Annotated in this window: 11 protein-coding genes; 7 read left to right on the top strand and 4 right to left on the bottom strand. The window is 50.6% G+C overall.

The features are described from left to right. Positions 1-155: 155 nt before the first annotated feature. The 3 genes from MKX50_RS24100 to MKX50_RS24090 form a co-directional block, all read right to left on the bottom strand. Complete coding sequence (locus MKX50_RS24100) at positions 156-1,727, bottom strand: response regulator transcription factor (protein ID WP_339157966.1); 1,572 nt, start codon at positions 1,725-1,727, stop codon at positions 156-158. Then, positions 1,715-3,520 (bottom strand): sensor histidine kinase, encoded by a 1,806-nt coding sequence (locus MKX50_RS24095; protein ID WP_339157965.1) that lies wholly within the window; start codon positions 3,518-3,520, stop codon positions 1,715-1,717. The genes MKX50_RS24100 and MKX50_RS24095 overlap by 13 nt, the downstream gene beginning before the upstream one ends. A gap of 388 nt (positions 3,521-3,908) precedes the next feature. After that, positions 3,909-4,997 (bottom strand): NlpC/P60 family protein, encoded by a 1,089-nt coding sequence (locus MKX50_RS24090; RefSeq protein ID WP_213591415.1) that lies wholly within the window; start codon positions 4,995-4,997, stop codon positions 3,909-3,911. Positions 4,998-5,875: 878 nt separating this feature from the next. Here MKX50_RS24090 and MKX50_RS24085 point away from each other — a divergent pair. From MKX50_RS24085 to MKX50_RS24070, 4 genes are all read left to right on the top strand, one after another. Further along, positions 5,876-6,691, top strand: coding sequence for a GNAT family N-acetyltransferase (locus MKX50_RS24085; protein WP_213591413.1), 816 nt, complete (start codon positions 5,876-5,878; stop codon positions 6,689-6,691). A 196-nt stretch (positions 6,692-6,887) separates the two neighbouring features. Next, positions 6,888-12,089: a bacterial Ig-like domain-containing protein gene (locus MKX50_RS24080; RefSeq protein WP_339157964.1), complete on the top strand. Its 5,202-nt coding sequence runs from the start codon at positions 6,888-6,890 to the stop codon at positions 12,087-12,089. Positions 12,090-12,175: 86 nt separating this feature from the next. Continuing rightward, positions 12,176-12,649 carry an SRPBCC family protein gene (locus tag MKX50_RS24075; RefSeq protein WP_213591409.1) on the top strand — a complete coding sequence of 158 codons (474 nt, stop codon included), beginning with the start codon at positions 12,176-12,178 and terminating at the stop codon, positions 12,647-12,649. A 347-nt stretch (positions 12,650-12,996) separates the two neighbouring features. Then, positions 12,997-13,167, top strand: a complete 171-nt coding sequence (locus MKX50_RS24070) for a hypothetical protein (RefSeq protein WP_213591407.1) — start codon at positions 12,997-12,999, stop codon at positions 13,165-13,167. Positions 13,168-13,221: 54 nt separating this feature from the next. On the opposite strand, the gene MKX50_RS24065 is transcribed toward MKX50_RS24070, so the two are convergent. Then, the gene (locus MKX50_RS24065; RefSeq protein WP_339157963.1) at positions 13,222-13,863 is read right to left on the bottom strand and encodes a polysaccharide deacetylase family protein; all 642 of its coding nucleotides are present in this window, start codon (positions 13,861-13,863) and stop codon (positions 13,222-13,224) included. Between the two features lie 201 nt (positions 13,864-14,064). On the opposite strand from MKX50_RS24065, the gene MKX50_RS24060 reads away from it, so the two are divergent. From MKX50_RS24060 to MKX50_RS24050, 3 genes are read left to right on the top strand one after another with little or no spacing between them, the layout of a single operon-like run. Continuing rightward, positions 14,065-15,630 (top strand): helix-turn-helix domain-containing protein, encoded by a 1,566-nt coding sequence (locus MKX50_RS24060; protein WP_339157962.1) that lies wholly within the window; start codon positions 14,065-14,067, stop codon positions 15,628-15,630. Then, entirely contained in the window at positions 15,623-17,419 is a 1,797-nt protein-coding gene (locus MKX50_RS24055; RefSeq protein WP_213591401.1) for a sensor histidine kinase, read from the top strand. The genes MKX50_RS24060 and MKX50_RS24055 overlap by 8 nt, the downstream gene beginning before the upstream one ends. Positions 17,420-17,439: 20 nt before the next feature. Further along, a complete protein-coding gene (locus tag MKX50_RS24050) occupies positions 17,440-18,975 on the top strand; it encodes a response regulator (RefSeq protein ID WP_339157961.1) in 1,536 nt (511 codons plus the stop codon). The last annotated feature ends 62 nt before the right edge of the window (positions 18,976-19,037 follow it).

Here is a 19,037-nt window from a genome sequence, read left to right as displayed (position 1 = left end):
CAGCGCACAACATAGAGCTTGACATCGCTTTCATTTTTCTGCATTCCCCCTCTCGTGCTACCACTATAAAACATGCGGGAGGATAGAGACATATCACTAATTTCGCATCATTTCATGCGATAATCCGCAGATATTTCAGAAACAATCATAGATTTTCATAATGAATATTCATCTCTTACACTTTTTTTCTGGTACGAGGAGGGCGACTGCCCCTCTAATTTTTTAAATTTATTGTGAAAATAATTTACGTTCGAATACCCTACCTTTTCTGCCACCTCATACACCTTCCAGCCTTGAGTTAGCAGCTCCTTCGCTTTGCCAATCCGAACTCTGTCGAGATAGGCGTTGAAATATTCTCCTGTATGGTTTTTGAAAAGCTGACCCAGATAGGAACTGCTATAATTGAACAGTCCTGCCAGCGTTTCCAACCGCAAATTTTCGTAGTGATGCCGTTCAATGAAATCCAGCAAGCGCTTCATTTCATTGTCCCGGCTGGTATAATCTGCACAGCGGGCCAGCCTTTCCATAACAGCGGTTACATAGCTGACAAGATCCCGGATAAAGCGCTGACTGTAAATGCCCGCCAGGAATTGGGCGGGTTCCCCTGGATAAATGGACTCCGACCAGAGGCGAGGGGAGATTTTTCGCAGCGTTTCATTGGCGAGATAGAAGAATTGTTCACGAATCTCTGTTTCTCCTTTCCCGTTAACTGCCATAAGCCCAGCTGCCTCGTCCAGCAAGGAATGGATAGCCCCCGCATGTCCGACATCAACCAAATAATAGAGGCGAAAGGACACCTCTTCTCCGTCCAGCAGGGAATTGTCCTTAGAACAGGAGGACGTCTGGCGATAGCTTTCTGGAGTCTCCAATGTTAGCACCCTGCCTTTGTCATAGAAAAAGCTGCGTTCGAGCAGGGAACGGGCAGTACGGAATGAATTTGGGATCTGATCCAGCGCCAGCACCGTTTCACCTGCGGCCACATCCATTTGGGAACGGATCTCTCCAGACAGCATTTGTAGTTCTCTGTATAGATTGGCCCGGCCTAATTCGCCGTCCAGCGTATTAGCGAGAAGCAGAACCGTATAAGGGGCAAAGTAGAGAACAACGCCTTGGCTATCCGTTGCGTACGCTGTAACCAGACGATCCCGGAAGCTGCGGATGCGCTCGTCCTCTTCTGGATGCAGACCCGGAAAAGCGATCAGCACAATCTGATATTTCGGCCAATCCATTCCTAACGATTCAGCCAGCTCATCCATGGAAACGTTTACCAAATCATGTGAGCCGGACAGCAGGGAATACACCGCCCACTCCTGTGATTTTGCTTCCTGATGTACCCGCTTCGTCAGCCGTTCGGCGGAAATCTGCCCGTGAAGCTTCAGAAGCAGAGTGGATAGTTCTTCTCTGTTGACAGGTTTAAGCAGATAACCTTCAACACCATATTGGAGCGCCTCGCGGGCGTACTCGAAATCGGCGTATCCGCTCAGTACGACTGCATGTGTATCCCAGCCGCGACGGCGGATTTCCTGAAGAAGCTGCAGCCCATCCATGCCAGGCATGCGGATATCGACCAGCATCACATCGGGAATCTGCTCTTCCCCAACACGAAGTGCCTCGTTTCCATTGGCTGCCGTTCCCATGATCTCGTACCCTAACTCTTGCCACGGAATCAAGGATTGCAGCCCAAGGCGAAGTTTCGGCTCATCATCAACAATCATTACTGTAAACATTCGATCTCGTTCCCCCTCGGTATGCAAAATGTAATCCTAGTGCCTTCACCCTCTTTGCTATCAATCGAAAGCCCCGAAGCATGACCATAAGTAAGCTGCAGGCGATCATGCACGTTGCGGAGCCCAATCCGCCCCCCGGCCTCCTCCGATTCCTGTTCCTTCAACTGTTGTTGCAATTCCTCCAGCTTCCATGCCGGGATTCCTGCCCCGTCGTCTTGAATTTCTACGCATACCTCGCCGTCCTCACCAAGCTTGGTCCGAATGGTTATCCGTGTTGATCCTTCCTCTTTGTGATCCAGCCCGTGAATAATCGAATTCTCCACCAGCGGCTGGATCATCAGTGGCGGAAGTTCAATATCTTCAGTGCCTTGCGCAATATCCAGTTTATACAGAAGCCTGTCTTCATACCGGAACTTTTGCAGTTCCAAATAGCAGCGTGCCATATTCAATTCCTCGGAAAGTCGAATCTTGCCGTTGCCAACCTCAAGACTATTGCGGATCAGACTGCTGAGCTGCCAGACCGCCTCCGCCAAATCCTCTTCCCCTCGGAGATGCGCCTCCATGCGAATCGATTCCAGCGTATTGAACAGGAAATGGGGGTTGATCTGACTCGCTAGCATTTTAAATTTGATCTCACTTTGCTTTTGCTCCAGCCGCCGTTTTTGCTGATTACTCTCTTCGACTTCCAGCATCAGCTGACTGATCCGTTGGACAAGAGCATTAAATTGCCTGGAGAGCTGTCCGATCTCATCCTTGCCATCCAGGTCAAGATAAGTATCCCAGTGGCCTGAGCCGGTGCCTACTCTGGACATATGTTTGCTTAATCGCAGCAGTCTGCTCGTAATAAGGGATGCCGAGGCATAGACAAGCAGTACGGCAATGATCAGAGAGCCTGCAATTACGAGCGTGGCCAGCCGGATAACCTCGTTCGCGTCCTGGACGATGTCCGATACTGTAAACACGGAAATGACGCGCAGCCCATTCCAGCTAGTCTCCGGAACTAGACTGGAAATAACGACTTTGGAACGTTTCCCGTCTATATCGGCATCGAAGCTGCCTTCACTTTGCTGCAGGATGCCATCGCCTGAATGTACTTCGGCGAGGTTCTTTCCATACAAATCTGGACGGTTGGCTGCCACGATATTGTTATGATCATCTACGATCATGGTAGAGAACGATTCTTGAGATAGAATGGAATTGAGCTGCGCCGTATTGACGTTGATGACAAGTACACTATCCTGACCAGGCTCGTTCAAGTTGATTTTTCGTACTAGACTCAGGTATTTCGTTCGGTCCCGTTCATCCTCGATGTATCCCCAACCGGCAAGCCCTTTTTTGCTCAGCGCCAGCTTATACCACTCTGCCTGCTCGATCTGATTATCGGGCTGCATGAATTCCCAATTATTCAGCATGGTCGGGTTCGGCGTATAAAGCCGGATGCCTTTAACCTCTTTATATAACCGAATGTAATCCCGGATATCAGAATATTGGCGGTAGGTCTGAATGACCTCGATATAGCTGTCATAGCTGCGGCTTGCCACCGATTTCATCCGGCTATCGTTGGAGAGCTGATAGGAAATGTCCAGCGGCACCTTGATGACTTCCTCCGTTCGTTTCCAAACTCGCTCTACGTTATCCGTAGCCTGTTCAAAAGCATCTGCTATCATAATTTCCCGCAGCTTGCCCGTCAGAAATATCCCGCTGATCAGGAGCGGGACAACAGCAACGGTAATAAAGGTCAAGGATAGCTTTCTCCTCAGCTTGATGTCATTTAGCAATCTGATAAAATTCATATGTTCTGCCCCCCTGGTCTTCAGAAGCCTTATAAAAACGACCCCTTTATGAAAAGGGGTACGGAAATAGAAATGACCATGATAAGACGTGAATTTTTGTTATATTTTTCTTTAATATGTTATGAAGTTTGTTATATGAATATAAAAATAATATCCTTCCAGATTTCATTCGTCAATGAAATAACATCTTCCTATGAAGTTTAAAGTTTGAAATAAAGGGTTTTTAATTATAGATTTTGTTATATATAAATAGATAACAAAATCTAATGAGTAATAAATATATTATTCCTGTTTAACAATATTAAGAATGAAAGACTTGCTAATGATTATATCTCATTCTGACCGGATAAATAGAAGGAGCAGCTCATATAGAGCTGCTCCTTTCTGTTTAAAACACCCGGCGAGCCGTTACAAATCGATCCTTCCACTGGCCGGAGAACTCCCCGATGTGCACGCCCAGCTTCTTCGAATACGTATGCAGGATCTGGTTGTCTCCTGCATAAATTCCGACATGTCCAATATCTAAACCGCGCGAGCTGAAGAACAGCAGGTCTCCGGGACGCAGTTCGTCGATTCCGACTTCCTGGCCGACCTTTGCCTGATTATAGGATACCCGGGGAAGCTCAATGCCCAGCGTATCCTGGAACACGCGCTTCACGAACGAAGAGCAGTCAAACGTATTCGTCTGGTCGGGTGAAGCTCCGAATTCATACGGCGTGCCCCAGTATTGCTTGCCATAAGCAATCAGGGCCTCCCCTTGGCGTTCTATAAGTGAAGGGCTTTTATAATCGGTATATTTTGGCTTGGCCGAGATGTAGCCGTGTTTCTGATCCTCGGTGCGCACCTCCAGCCAATGGGCATCGACCTCGCGGATGACATGAACTTGCTTGCCAGCAGGAAGCAGTTCTCCTGTAGCGGAGCCTTCTCCGGTGTCTGGCCGGCTGCGCAGATTCACGCCCCAGAGAACCGTCGTCTCATAGTTCACCGGGGAGGAAATATGCACCGTTCTTGTCTCCGGGATCCATCTCACCGTGCTGCCGAGCGTTTCGCTGACGAACCGCAGCGGCACTAAGGTATAACCATCTGAAATCCGGCCGGGTACAGACAGGTTCACCGGTTTGCCGTTGAGGTCGGCGGAGGCCTCCCCTACCCGGTAGGTGAGCGTCAGATCATCCTTGGTTGCGATAAGGGTCTTGCTGGCACCGTTCCAGACCAGCTCGGCGCCCTGCGCCTCAAACAGCCCGCGCATCGGGACGAGTACCGCACCGTCCACGATGAGCGGCTGCGTTTCAGGCTCAAGCTGGCGGCCGTCTAGATAAATGGCGATCGGCTTGGAATCCGTCTGAGCCTGGGATTGAACTTGATCCTGCGTCTGGATAGCGGCGTGAGCGGGCGCGCCCGCCTCTGCCTGCGCAGGAGCGGCATACAGCAGCGACGCTGCAAGCACGAGCAGCAGCAGGTTTTGATTTTTTTTCATATGTCCATCACCTTGTTGTTTGGTTTGTTCATATAGTTGGACGAGGACAAGCCGGATTAGTTGTGTACCATTTATTTCCGGGCACAAAACGAAGGCGGGATAGTCAAAAGATAGAAAATCATCCGACTAACTTTGCAAAAGCCCCAATATCATCAGATACCATCATGTCTTGCTCCGAAAACCTTATCTTCGTTTCTCGCGGTTTTTCTGAAATTCGCTAAGATGTAAATAACGTTGCAACGTTCAAGCAGTTCAATTGGATAGGGATGGTGAAAAGACTTTCGCAACTATCTGGACAATTGCTCCGATTGTTACCGTGCAAAAACACCCTGGTAGCGCTCCAACAATAGATTATATAACCGATGTAAAGATAACTGGCTGTCGAAAAGTACAGTGACAACCACTACGGATTTGCATAAATATGAATATTGTATTGAATTTGTTAATACATTTCAAAAAACAGTTCATATAGACTTAATTGAAAAACTTATACAGTAATGAGGAAATAAGAATCAAATTAGATTTGCCTAAAGTAAGCGGAGTATTGTGGAATTCGGGAGATAATTTTTTCATTACGCTACAACCTACCGACCATGAAGGGAAAATATATTAAAAAAACTCAAAACTTTCACCATTTCCTGAAGCTGAATATGAGATCAATGTAAAAGATGCTAAAGCAGTTAAATTAGAATAATTATGTTCACTATTTGATTTAAATGCCACATGCGAGTGTAACAACTCCATGTGGCTTTATTTTTCTTATTCATAATTGTTTAGACTGAAATAATCCGCACCTAAATGGAAAAAGTGGTAAACTAACATAAATTTATTGTCACTTCATCGGTTGGCGTGGGTGCTCAGGCGGGAGGGGAAGCAGTATGTTCGAGACATTTGGTGCGGGGGATCCCGTTCTACAAGGAAAGCTGTTTATTGCGGATGAAGTTCCATATAATTTGCTGCATTCAATTTGTGGGTCAGGTGATGCCTTGAGGTTAAAAGCCGTTGACGATACGATGGTTTTTGCCCAGACAAAGGGATTTAACGCTTGGTTGTGGCTGGCGAAGGAAGTGACCGAGGCGCGAAGGGAAACTCTGTTTAGGCAACTTATAGATGACCATCCGGAGCTCGATTTGCCCGGCATATCCGGAGAGCCGGAAACGGCGGAGTATTTCGCCAAAATGTATTCAAAGGCCAAACATATTCGCTATGAACTCTATATGATGTTGGAGTCGTATTATTGCCATGAGGTTAAGAAGCCGACTGGCGTCACTGGTGAAATGCGTCGGGCTGAACAACACGATGTGGATATCATAGCTGACTTTCTGGCGGGGTTTTCAGAGTGGGCCTACGGCGCAGCGGTAACCAAGGAGAGTCAAATTCCCTTTGCCGAGAGGATGATTGGGGCAGGAAATCTGTATCTGTGGTGCGCAGATGACATTCCCGTTTCCATGGCGAATATTGCCCATCGATCCCCTAGACATGCCAGAATTAATACCGTATATACCCCGGTAGAACATCGTAAGAAAGGTTATGCCAGCGCGATTGTTGCTGAGATGTGCTGCCTTCTTCATTCGGAAAATCTGGTACCGATGTTGAATGCGGACTTAAAAAATCCGGACTCCAATAAAGTTTATCGGAAGGCAGGCTTCATTGAAGCCGGGAAAATTGCTGAATTTAAATTTAAGGAACAATAAATTTTAAACCGCACTCTCCTCAACCGGGAAGATTGCGGTTTTTTTCTGTCTGAATCTGCTAATTTTAGGGCGACAAATAGAGGGAATTAGTATAGAATCATAAATTAGGTAGGAGAGATAAATTTACTAAATTAGTTTATCTACGGAGGGTGAACCGCAGCTTGACCAAAATTTGAACAAAGGAGAGTATGGCGATTTGAGAAAACTACAACGGTATGTGGCTGTAATTGTATCATGTTTGCTGATTTTTTCTTCTTTTCCTTTGACGGTTGGTGCGGCACAGGGCAGCGATCCGTCTGCCGGTTTGATTCAAATTACGAGTGATTGGCGGGGCAGCATTTTTGGGGATGTAGGCGGAGCAGATAAGATTACGCTCGCTAATTTCGAAATTGCTGAAAATGCCGGAGGCACGGTAACGCTTCGCAGCTCGAATGACAGAGGCAAAATTTCGAGCAGCACGGAAGGGATTGCTTATTACTTCAAGGAAGTGGCGCCGGATGCCGACTTTGAGCTGACAGCTACGGCACAGGTGGACGCCTGGACGGCCCATAACCAGGTGTCGTTTGGCTTGATGCTTCGCAGCAATGTGCTGGACAACGAGAATGATGGAGCGTTTACCGGGGATTACGTCGCCGCGGGTGCTTTGGACCAGAAAATGAAAGCGCTTCACAAATCACAGACGGGCGGTCTGCAGAAGATAGAGGCCTTTGCCTCAGCCGCTTCACCTGCGCCTGGCGAGGAATACCGGCTGAGCATTAAGAAATCAGGCAGCCTGTACGTCGTAAAAATTGGCGATGAAACGGCAGCCATCACGGATTTCACCGGGGATATCCGCTATGCCGGATTATATACCGCCCGGAATGTGGCGGTGACCTTCAAGGACGTCAAGCTAAGCGTGGAAGGATCTGTAGAGCTCGGTGATTGGCAGTTCAGCGCCTTCGGCGGCAATACGAGCGATGCCAAGAATCCCCCTCCCCTGGAGCAGAGCGAAACGTCGGTAACGCTAGCGACGTATGGCGGGAAAATAGCGAGCGGCGATGAGGGCATGTCCTTTTACTTTAAGGAGCTGCCGGCTGCGGCGAATTTCGAGCTTAGCGCGAAGGCCAGGGTAGTATCGTTCAACAGCGACAGCGGCATTAGTACGCCGAACCAGAAGTCGTTTGGCCTGATGCTTCGAGACAGCGTGGGAGCCCATGGGGATACCGGCACGATGACTTCCAATTATGTCGCCATCGGTTCATTGGATACGGTAATGAAAGGCTTCTACAAGAGCCAGGGGTCGCAAACGAAGCTGTCCCCGCTGTCTGGTGTTCCTGCGCCTGCCGCGGGAGAAGTATATGATCTACGCATCAAAAAATCGGGAGCGACCTACTTGCTAAGCGTTAATCAAGAGACCGAAACGTTGATGCTGCCGGACATGTTCATGGATACGCTTTTTGCGGGGGCATATGCGGCCCGGGATGCGACGGTCGCCTTCAGCGACATCCATTTTCGGGTGGAGAACAGAACGGTGAGTGCATTGCTCGCCGATGCGGGGGCAATGAAAACATCATATTTGGTGGGCGAGAGCCTCGATTTGACGGGGCTTGCGGTAACCGCGCAATATTCTGACGGCAGCGAGGAGATGCTGCTGCAAAGCGATTATATTGTTACGGGCTTTGACAGCGGCCAGGCGGGGACAAATGTGATTACGATCCATTATAACGGCGCATCGACGACGGTTCCGCTGCAAATCGTCCCGCTAACGGTCACTTCACTGGCGGTGAAATACTACCCGGCTAAAACGGTTTACTACTTGGGTGATGATTTTGACCCGGAAGGCCTTGTGGTTCGGGCGGAATATAATAACGGCTTCAAGACGGCGGAACTGAAGAACGACCAGTACTCGCTGTCCATTGGGGGGCAGCAGGTTACAAAGCAGTCTCCGTATACGTTCATTCAGCCAGGAAGCGTGGAGGTGGCGATCATGTCCGAAGAGACACCGGGAGTGAAGACGTCTTTTGATGTGACGGTGAAGGCAGCGGCGCTGATGGAGCTGGAGGTCAGGCAGCAGCCGGAGCAAACGGTTTATTTTATCGGCGATGCCTTGGATTTGGATGGACTTCTGCTGTACGCCAAGTATAGCGACGGTTCGGAAATACGACTGATGAGGGGCGAATATACGGCATCCTCCCTGGATACCGCTGCCCCAGGTCAGAAGCGCGTTACTTTGCACCACAAGGGGTTAACCGCTTCTTTTCCGGTGACGGTGAAGGTGAAAGAGCTGGTCGGGATCGAAGTGACGAATTATCCGAAGACCACTTTTGATCGTGGCGATGCTTTCGAACATGCGGGCTTACAGGTTTCGAAGGTGTTTGACAATGGCGACAGGGAGGAGCTGACGGATTTTACACTCGATACCTCTCGGTTTGACGGACAGACGGCGGGGATCTATGAGATTGGCGTGATTCCTGCTGACACGTCGATCAGTCCGATCACATATCAGGTGACGGTGCGGGAGAAGCTGGCGCCTGAGTGGAAGTTCACTCACTTTGGCCAATCCACTTCGGCTAAGAACAACTATGTTACGATCCATGACGACGGTTCGATTGAACTTGTGGCTTCGGACGGCGGTAAAGTGACCGGAGACCATGATGGAATTACGTATTACTACACCGAGCTGGATGCCGCTCAGGACAACTTCGTATTGTCAGCGGACATTCAGGTTGTATCCTATGCCAAAAATCCGCACGACGGCCAGGAGTCGTTTGGACTGATGGCAAGGGACGCTATTGGGGTGCAAGGCAACACCAGCGTATTCGCCTCTAATATTGCAGCCATTGGTGGCTATAGCGGCGGTACGCGGGATGATAACGGCACGCAGCTGTTCGTGCGCACAGGTGTTGAGACGCCTGACGGCGCAGGCAGTCAGGGAATTCAGAAGATTATGCTGAAAAATGAGCGCCCGGCGGCGGCCAATACCCATCCGGCAGCGCCGTACCGCCTGACGCTGGCCAAGACGAATAGCGGTTTTACGGGCAAGCTGAACAATGGGCAAGAGGAGATTATTTTCACGCCGGATATTCTAAATGTACAGGATTCCAAAATGTATGTGGGCTTCTATGTGGCACGGGTTGCGACGATCGTCGTCAGCAATGTGGATCTCTCTGTTACCGCTGCGGATACGGATGCGCCAAGAGTGGTGCCGCCCGCAGAACCAGTGGAGCCTCGGCTTGAGGTGCTGTCTCTAGAGAAAACGCCGGACACCGATTATGAGTTGGTGCTGCGGCCAAATGTAGATGGGACGGTTACGGTTAAGCAAGGACAGACGGTCATTCTGCAGGATGCTGCTGCAAACGCGCATCAGCGCTTGACGGCTTCTGCCACACTGGCGGCGCAAAGCGATACGAATTTCAGCATCGTGTTTGTCCCGGATGATACGCAGAAATTGACCTCTTATGACAAAATAGTCCGGAATTTCACGGTCGTGGTGAGGGAGTATGCGGCCGGCAAAGACATTATCGTCTCCCCGGCCGGCAAGAACAGCGGCGACGGCACAGCTGAGCGTCCGCTGGATATCGATACGGCGATCGACTTCGTGAAGGCGGGCCAGCGCATCGTGCTGCAGGATGGCCGATATGTGCGCAGCTCCAAAATCGAAATCAAGAAGTACAACAACGGGGTACCCGGCGCGATGAAGTATTTGGTGGCAGCGGATGGGGCGAGACCTGTCATCGATTTCGACAAAAAAACAGAGGGTGTTGTACTGAGCGGGGACTACTGGCATGTCAAAGGGCTGGACTTCACCCGTTCCGCAGGCAACACCAAGGGCTTCACCGTGGGGGGCAGCCACAATATCGTGGAGAATAGCAGGTTCTACGCCAACGGAGACACGGGGCTGCAAATCAGCCGCACGGATGCGAGCGCTCAGGAGCTGGCGGACTGGCCGTCCTACAACCTGATTCTCAACAGCACGGCGTTTGATAACCGCGATCCGTCCGACAACAATGCCGACGGCTTTGCCGCCAAGCTGACAGCAGGTGTCGGAAACGTGTTTAGGGGCTGCTTGTCCCATAACAATATTGACGATGGCTGGGATTTGTATGCCAAGGCGGGAACAGGCGCGATCGGGGCAGTGGTGATTGAGAACAGCGCTGCGTTTAACAACGGATTTTTGACCGATGGCACGGTAGGCGCAGGCGATAAGAACGGCTTCAAGCTGGGAGGGGAAGGCATTCATGTACCGCATGTGATCCGCAATTCCATCGCCTTCGGCAACGGGGCCTATGGTTTCACCAGCAACAGCAATCCTGGTGTCATTGCGATCAACAACATCGGCTTTAACAATGACGGAGGGAACTTAAGCTTTACGACGTATTCGCATATTACGCCGGACTTCACGATCGACGGCTTCCTGTCCTACCGGACGGTCGATATCGCGAAGGATAGCTATCCGGCAGCGCTTGCTGCGGATAACAACTATATGTTTGATGGCAAGGTCTCCAAGAACAAGTCGGGCCAGGAGTTGACCGATGCTAACTTTGCCAGCCTTGAACCGGTCGTTAACTATGAGCGGGATGCTGAAGGCAATGTCATCTGGGGCGACTTCCTGAAATTCATCGGCTTTCAGGAGCCGGGCAATCCTGGAGAAGGCGGCCCTGGCGGCGGAGACACCGGAGGCGGAGACTCTGGCGGTGGTACTCCAGGTGGAGGCAATTCAGGTGGTACTCCAGGAGGCAGTTCCGGCAGCAGCACAGGAACCGGCAGCACAGGGGATCCTGGAAGCACGCAGCCGGAGGAAGGCTCTAGCAATCCCTCGCCAGAGCAAAATGGCGGAAACGGGGATCCAACCAGCGATCCATCCAAGCCAGCCACCAACATCTTCGCTGATACGGCGGGACACTGGGCGGAATCCCGCATTCAGGAAGCCGTCGCCAGAGGAATTGTGAGCGGTTACCCTGATGGATCGTTCAGGCCGAATGGAGCGGTTACTCGTGCTGAATTCGCGGTTATGCTCACCAAGGGACTGAAACTAAGCGGGAGTGAGGCGGCGGCTTCGGGGCTTAATTTCACCGATCGCGACAGCATCCGTCCATGGGCACAGAATGCTATCGTTCAAGCCCTGCAGGCAGGCATCATCAGCGGTTACGAGGACGGCAGCTTCCGGCCAAGCAGGGAGGTCACCCGCGCCGAGATGATGTCAATGCTCGCCAGAGCGGCTGGACTGAAGCCGGCTGTGGAGGCTGTAACCGGCTTTGCTGACGATAAGGAAATTCCGACATGGGCGAAAGGGGCTGTAGCTGCAATGCAGGAGCAGGGGCTCATCTCCGGCCGCGACGGCAATCGCTTTGCGCCGCTGGAGACGGCGACCCGTGCTGAAGCGGTAACAGTTATACTGCGGCTTCTGGATCGTAAATAGAATCGGGGCATAACCGGGGCGCTGCGTTGTATAATATGAGATATGCCAATGCGGCACGCAGCGCCGCTTAATGAGGAGGAATATCATTGTTAGCAGACATCCGGCAAGCCCCGCTGGGATATACCGCGTGTTTCGAACGTCGGCTTGCGCATTCCGTTCAGGAGGTCTGGTCCTGGTTGACGGAGAACGACAAGCTGGGCCGGTGGTTCCCGGAGCTGAAGATCGACGATCTCCGTGAAGGAGGAGCAGTCAAGTTCGATATGCAGGACGGAACGTTCGAGGAGCTCAAGATTACCGAGTTCGAACCAGATTCTGTACTGGAATATGCATGGGGCGGCGAGGATCAGGTGCGTTTCGAGCTATATCCGGAAGCGGGCGGGTGCCGCCTCGTTCTTATTGAGAAGTTAACCCAAATTACGGACCATACTCCGAAGGATCTGGCCGGATGGCATGTATGCCTGAACGTCATCCAGAAATTGATGGATGGACAGGCTGTAGAAGGACGCCATGAAGAGTGGAAGACATGGTACGAGAAGTATAAACAAATTCTTTTGAAGTAAGGAGGGGCTCGCCTCTCCTTTTTTTTGCGTATTCAACAACTTTTTGAAAGTTAATGAGGAATCGTTGCAAGTGGCTTACATTCACAATAAGTTCCATATTCCCGTCACGGGCATCGAAGTACATCAGAAGACTATGAGGAGGCCCTTCATAACAATGTGGGCTACAGGTTGCAGGCCAGGCATATCAGCGCTCCAATCCGCTTGAAATATGGGCTCGCCGAGCAATATGAAGTGAAAGGGACGGACAATATCTTTTACTTATCTTTTACTTTTTCAACCCTTTTTCCATTGAGATCTTCAAACAAGTAGTTTACAATATTTTACAATCGATTCAAGAGGATCCGCGGATGGTCGACATTATCCTTTACTACCCCATGGCGGAATACAAACAGTTCCTTCAGATGCACACCCCTTTTCAATTGATCACTAAAGTAAACGTGCCTGGTGCGGCCCATAAGAAGGAGAAATTTTTAATTTACCGGTTCAAAAATAATGGCAAACCAGATTCGGCTGAATAAGTTGAAGAAGGAAGGGAGCTGCATGCTGCAAGAGATGCGGCTCCCTTGTACAGGTTACACTTCCTTGGCCGGGGAGGATAGCTTGATTAATTCACTGAATGTGACCAATCGGTAACCCTCCGCAACCAGTTCTGCCACGAGAATCCGCACGGCTTCTACGGTTTGCGAGCGGTCTCCGAAGCCATCGTGAAAGAGCAGCACGCTGCCCGGAGACAGACTTTCCCTCGTCTTCTCGACGATATGGTCTACTCCCGGCTGCTCCCAATCCATGGCTTCCCCGTTTACCGCGCCAGCCAGCGTATACCCCCGGCTTCCAAGCACCCCCGCAGCTTGTTCGTTGTAATCAAAGTAAGGAGGCCGGAAGGCCAGCGGCTTGATGCCGATTGTCTCCTGGATCAATCGCTCTGTCCGGATAATTTCTTCGGCACATTCCTCTGCGCTCAGCTTTGATAAATAAGGATGCGTGTAAGTATGATTGCCGATCTCATGGCCTTGGTTGTGCACGGTGCGCGCAAGGTCAGGATACTGTTCAATCTGGCGGCCGATCATGAAGAAGGTCGCCTTGGCCTCGGCGCCTGCTTCCCGAAAAATATCCAGAATTTGCGGAGTGTACACAGGATTCGGACCGTCGTCAAAAGTAAACGCTACGACCTTTTCCTCGGTATCGAATTTATGAATCAATGCAGTGCTGAACATCTTAGCAGCCCCTCTCTTTTAAATTGGCCTATCCTTTGATTGATGATAATAGTATACCGGTAATCAATTCTGGATGTTTCTTTTTTATTCCTCCTTTGATAGAATCAGCCTTACTTAAGTATCTTAGAACGCAGCCAAGACACTACTATTCATGAATGCGCTTTCAATTGGCATGGGAATTAACTGAGGAGGCGGATTTATATGCTGAACGTATTGCTGGTAGACGATGAGCCCTTGGTTTTGGAAGGGCTAAAAACGATGATTGCCTGGGAACGATATGGCTTTCACATTTGCGGAGAAGCGCTAAGCGGCAGCGAGGCGCTCCGAATGATACAGGATCATCGCCCTGAGCTGGTGATCACAGACATCAATATGCCGAACCTGAGCGGCCTTGAGCTGATTGAGCAGTGTAACCGGCTGCTGCCGAAGCCCCCGAAATTCGTCGTGCTGAGCGGTTACGATGATTTTGACTATGCGCGCATCGCCATGAGGCAGAAGGTCGCGGAATATTTGCTCAAGCCGATCGATGATGAAGATATATATAGTCTGCTGGTCAAGCTGAATGCGAGTCTTCAGGAGGAACGGGCCGCGGAGCAAAGTCAGAGGAAGCAGCAGGCCTTCATCGTAAACAATATCATTAACCGTTTGATCCAGGGCGAGTCCGGCGAACGCCTATGGCAGCAGGCGGCCAGTGCAATGAAAATCCGGGAGGATTCGGAATTGCAGTGTCTTCTGGTTGATGCCGCCCCGATGGCTGTGGATTTGAACGCCTGGGTCGCCTCGTCGTTCCCTGACGATAGGGTTCATGCTTTCCAGGATTCCTCGGGCAGAGCAGGTCTGCTCGTTCCATCGGAATGCCTCCCAGGCCGAGTGGAGGAAGCTGCTATGGAGCTGCATAAGCACGTATCCGCCAGCGCCGGGGAACCCGTCCTGGTAGCGATCAGCGGCAAAGGCTGCGGCATCGGCTCGATCAGGGAACTGTACAGGCAGGCGGCTCAAGTGGTGCAGGTGAAGCGCGGCCAGGGCAGAGACGGCCTGTTTTATTTTTGCGGCGATTATCAGGGAGCAACGAAATTTGAGGCCCATAAAGAGAAGCTCGATCAGCTGTTAGATGCTGTCATGGCTGGGCATGTGGAGAACATCGACAGCTGTGCCAGGGAATTCATCGCTTCTTTTGCCTGCCGTGTGCCAGATATTGAGCTGACTAAGGCCTACGTCGTGAATTTGGAATGGATCATTTTCGAGCGGATCGCTGAACTGGGCGGAGACCCGGATAAGCTGATGGAAGAGCTGCAGAACGGGTATGGCTTCTTGGGAGAACTAGCGGATTATAGCATGATTGAGCGATATGTGCTGCAGTTATGTGTCCGCGGGGCCTCCCGGTTAAACGAGCTTAAACGGGAGAACGAATCCAACACGATATTCCATGTCATTCAGTACGTGGACCAGGAGTTCCGCAGCAAGCTGCAGCTTCAGGAGCTGGCTCGGCAGTTTCATATGAATGCGACTTATTTGGGGCAATTGTTCAAGAAGAACACAGGGCAATCGTTTAATGCCTATTTGAACGAGAAGCGGATTGAGGAAGCCAAGCGCCTGCTAAAGCGAACACAGATGAAAATTTCCGATGTTGCGCTGCAGGTCGGTTACCCCAACACGGACTATTTTATTAATAAATTCAAGCAAAGTACAGGGATGCTGCCCTCAGCCTACAAGCAGGATGCCGGGACAAAGGCTGTTCCGGAACAAGGAGGAGCCGCAGATGCTTGAGAGAAAGTGGAAGCTTAGAAAAATCGTAAACGATATCCCGTTGAACTTTAAGTTTTTGCTCATTTTTTTTATTGGCGTGCTTCTGCCGATTATCCTCTTGAATCTTTTATTCATGGATCGCATGTCTGATCTGATTAAGTCAAGGGAGGAGCAGAACCTGGAGATTTCGCTAGAGCGGGCCCGAAAGGATATTCATGATTATCTTGATGGCGGCGTAGCTGTCAGTCATGCTTTGAGCAGGGATAAGACGCTGTACGAGATGCTGGATCAGACATACGAGGATCCGCTGGATTTCTATACGGCGTTTGACGAACAGCTTCGACATCGGGTAACGAGCTATATGCCTGTAAATAACCAGATTCAGCGCATTACGATTTTTACGGATAATAAGTCCATCGTAAGCGGAGGGAATTACCAGGTCATCAACGAGGAAGTGAAGAACAGCGACTGGTATAAGCTGTGGAAGAAGTCGAACGAGCGCGTGCTGGTTACGGCGTATCAGGCGACGGACAGCAGTGATAAGGCGTTAACGGCTCCCTATTTAAGCGTCATTGAGAGAATGGATTACATCGATCATTTCGATACGTACGACAAGCTGCTTCGCATCGATATCGATTTAAGCAAAATTTACGATGTGATCGTGCGGGAAAGGGACTATCTGAACCTGTACCTGGTCAATGAGCATAATCAGATCATTATGTCAGCTCAAAGCGGCTACCAGCGAAACAGCGCCGATCCCTACACCGTCTTCAAGCTTCCAGAGCAGTACAGCAACGAGGATGTGCATATGGTTTCGATCGGTACGGCCAAATATGTAAAGGGCTGGCGGCTGATCGGGATGGCGGAAGGCACGCGGATTACGAAGGCGATGATCGATATGCGATTATTCATCGGCGCGATAGCTGCTGCTGTCACCTTGATGGCCACCATGTTTATCTATGTCATGCTGCGGTCTTACAACTATCGGGTTAAGCGGCTGTCCCGGCATATGCAGAAGGTATCCAATGAGAAATTCGATCTGATCCAGATTGACGAGGGGCGCGATGAAATCGGCGGGTTGATCCGCAATTTTAACGGGATGACCGCCAAGATCAACGCTCTGATCAACAACGTATACAAGCTGGAGATTCAGAAGAAGAATCTGGAGATGGAGCGTGTTCGCGCGGAGCTTAACTTTATGCAGAGCCAGATGAATCCTCATTTCTTGTTTAATACGCTTAACGCGATTTTGGTCGTCTGCACGAAGAACAACTACTCAGACGTGACGGATATTATTAAGAGTCTGTCTAAGCTGCTGCGGCGCCTGCTTAGCTGGAAGGAGGATCTCGTATCCCTGGAGGAAGAGCTGGTGTTCATTGAAATGTATTTGAAAATAGAGAAGTTCCGCTTCAGAGAGAAGTTTGATTACCAGTTCGAGATCGACGAGGAAGCGCTGAGCTATAAAATTCCGAAAATGAGCATACAGCCGCTCGTTGAAAACGCCTGCAAGCATGGTATCCAGACAATCGATGGGTTGGGCACAGTACGAATTAGCGCCACGGTGAAGGATGCCTGCCTGCGGGTTGTCATCGCGGATAACGGAAAGGGAATGGAGGCCGCCAAGCTGCGGGAGGTCATTCTTGCCGTGCGCAACGAGAACTCCTCGGGAACGAGCATCGGCATTCGCAACGTGTATCGCAGGCTGGAGCTGTATTACGACGATCAGGTTCGCTTCGACATCGTCAGCCGGCCTGATGAAGGAACTGAGGTAAGTTATGAAATTCCGCTCAAGCTTCTAGATCATACATAACCAAGGGGGAAGGGAACGATATGACTTTCAAGGTGCTCTTGATCGACGATGAGCCCGGTGCGCTGGAAGGGATGCAGCTATGGATCGACTGGCCAGGCATCGGGTTTGAGGTGTGCGGAACCGGGAGCAACGGAATTGAAGGCCTGCAGCTGATCAAGGAGCTGCAGCCGGATTTGGTCGTAACGGACGTCAATATGCCTCTTATGGACGGACTGGAAATGATTGCGGCCTGGCAAGCGGAGGGTTCGCACAATGTACGCTTCGTCATTCTCAGTGGATACAGTGATTTCGAATATGCTCAGAAGGCGCTCCGTTATGGTGTCAATCGCTACTTGCTGAAGCCGATCATTCCTGAAGAGGCTTTGGATGAATTGGCGGAAATCCATGAAGAGCTGGCACAGGAGAAGGAAAGGCAGAGTTTGAGCCAAATCGCGTCTTATGAGCAGATTGTATCCTGCATCAAGGATGTGCTGCAGGGCCAGGCGCAGGACCAGGCGGCATGCTCGGTACTAAACCACGTATCGCAAGCACGGGAGACGTGGAATTTCTGCCTCGTGCAGACAGAAGGAGCCGCGTTTGCCGAGCTGCGGAGCAGGGCGGCTGCCCTGTTGTATCAGGAAGAAGCGATGTATTTGATCGATTTGGACATGAACCGCTTCGGCATCGTATACGGCGAACGTTGTCACGCAGAGGCGCGTGCTGCAGACCGGCTGTTTCAGGAGCTGGTGCAGCTTTATGCCGGTCAGCGCGTCTTTATGGCCGCGGGCGAGGGCGGGAATACCTTGCTGCAGATCGGCCATAGCTACCGTACCGCAAAGGAAGCGATGATGTATAAATTTTATGACACAGGGTATGACCGCGTTCTGAGGTATGAGCAGATTGCCAAGCGTCCTTTGAATTACCACTATGACCAGCTGCAGCTGGCAGAAGGGATCATCGGCGCGGTTTCGCTTCTGGATCAGGATGCCTTTAGGGAAGCGGTAGATTCGGCAGCCCGTACCTTCCGGGAAATCTTCGTGGCTCCGGAAATTGTCAGGAAGATCGTAATCCACATCATGTGGAGAATTATGGAGTACTTGAAAGAGACGAGCGATCCGGAGACAGAGCTGCTGCTCGAGAAATACGGGCTTCCCGGTCTATCGGATTCGGTGCTTATTATGGACGATTTGCTCAAGCTGCTGCAAGCCTTCGGAATGGATAGCATCGAGCTGCTCCTGCGCGAGCAATCCAAGCAATCGCAGGGAATCGTACAGGAAATCAACGATTACATTCGCGAGCATTATCGCGAGCGCCTTACGGTGAAGAAATTAGGCGAAATTTTCTACATGCATCCAGCATATCTGGGTCAGCTGCTGCTGAAGAGGAACGGAATCAGCTTTAATGAGCTTGTGCATAATCTGCGGATCGAGGAGGCGGTGCGCTTGCTCGAGCAGAGCGAGCTGAAGAACAGTGAAATTGCCGAACAAGTGGGATACAGCCATTATGGCCAGTTTTTCAAGCAATTCGAAATCCGGATGCGGATGTCGCCGAGCGAATATAAAAGCAGCAGGTTCTAATATTTTTAGGGTTAATCCTTTAATTGTGCTATAGTTCGGCTCTGACAGCGCTTCTAAAATAA

It is taken from the genome of Paenibacillus sp. FSL W8-0186 (genome assembly GCF_037969765.1).
Taxonomy (GTDB): Bacteria; Bacillota; Bacilli; order Paenibacillales; family Paenibacillaceae; genus Fontibacillus; species Fontibacillus woosongensis.
The sequence above is the reverse complement of the archived record's forward strand: the minus strand, read 5'-3'. Positions and strand labels throughout refer to the sequence as shown.

Coding starts and splice junctions, on each gene's coding strand:
- MKX50_RS24055 (WP_213591401.1), top strand. CDS start 15,623: ATGCTTGAGAGAAAGTGGAAGCTTAGAAAAATCGTAAACGATATCCCG.
- MKX50_RS24070 (WP_213591407.1), top strand. CDS start 12,997: ATGGTCGACATTATCCTTTACTACCCCATGGCGGAATACAAACAGTTC.
- MKX50_RS24090 (WP_213591415.1), bottom strand. CDS start 4,997: ATGAAAAAAAATCAAAACCTGCTGCTGCTCGTGCTTGCAGCGTCGCTG.
- MKX50_RS24065 (WP_339157963.1), bottom strand. CDS start 13,863: ATGTTCAGCACTGCATTGATTCATAAATTCGATACCGAGGAAAAGGTC.
- MKX50_RS24050 (WP_339157961.1), top strand. CDS start 17,440: ATGACTTTCAAGGTGCTCTTGATCGACGATGAGCCCGGTGCGCTGGAA.
- MKX50_RS24095 (WP_339157965.1), bottom strand. CDS start 3,520: ATGAATTTTATCAGATTGCTAAATGACATCAAGCTGAGGAGAAAGCTA.
- MKX50_RS24060 (WP_339157962.1), top strand. CDS start 14,065: ATGCTGAACGTATTGCTGGTAGACGATGAGCCCTTGGTTTTGGAAGGG.
- MKX50_RS24100 (WP_339157966.1), bottom strand. CDS start 1,727: ATGTTTACAGTAATGATTGTTGATGATGAGCCGAAACTTCGCCTTGGG.
- MKX50_RS24085 (WP_213591413.1), top strand. CDS start 5,876: ATGTTCGAGACATTTGGTGCGGGGGATCCCGTTCTACAAGGAAAGCTG.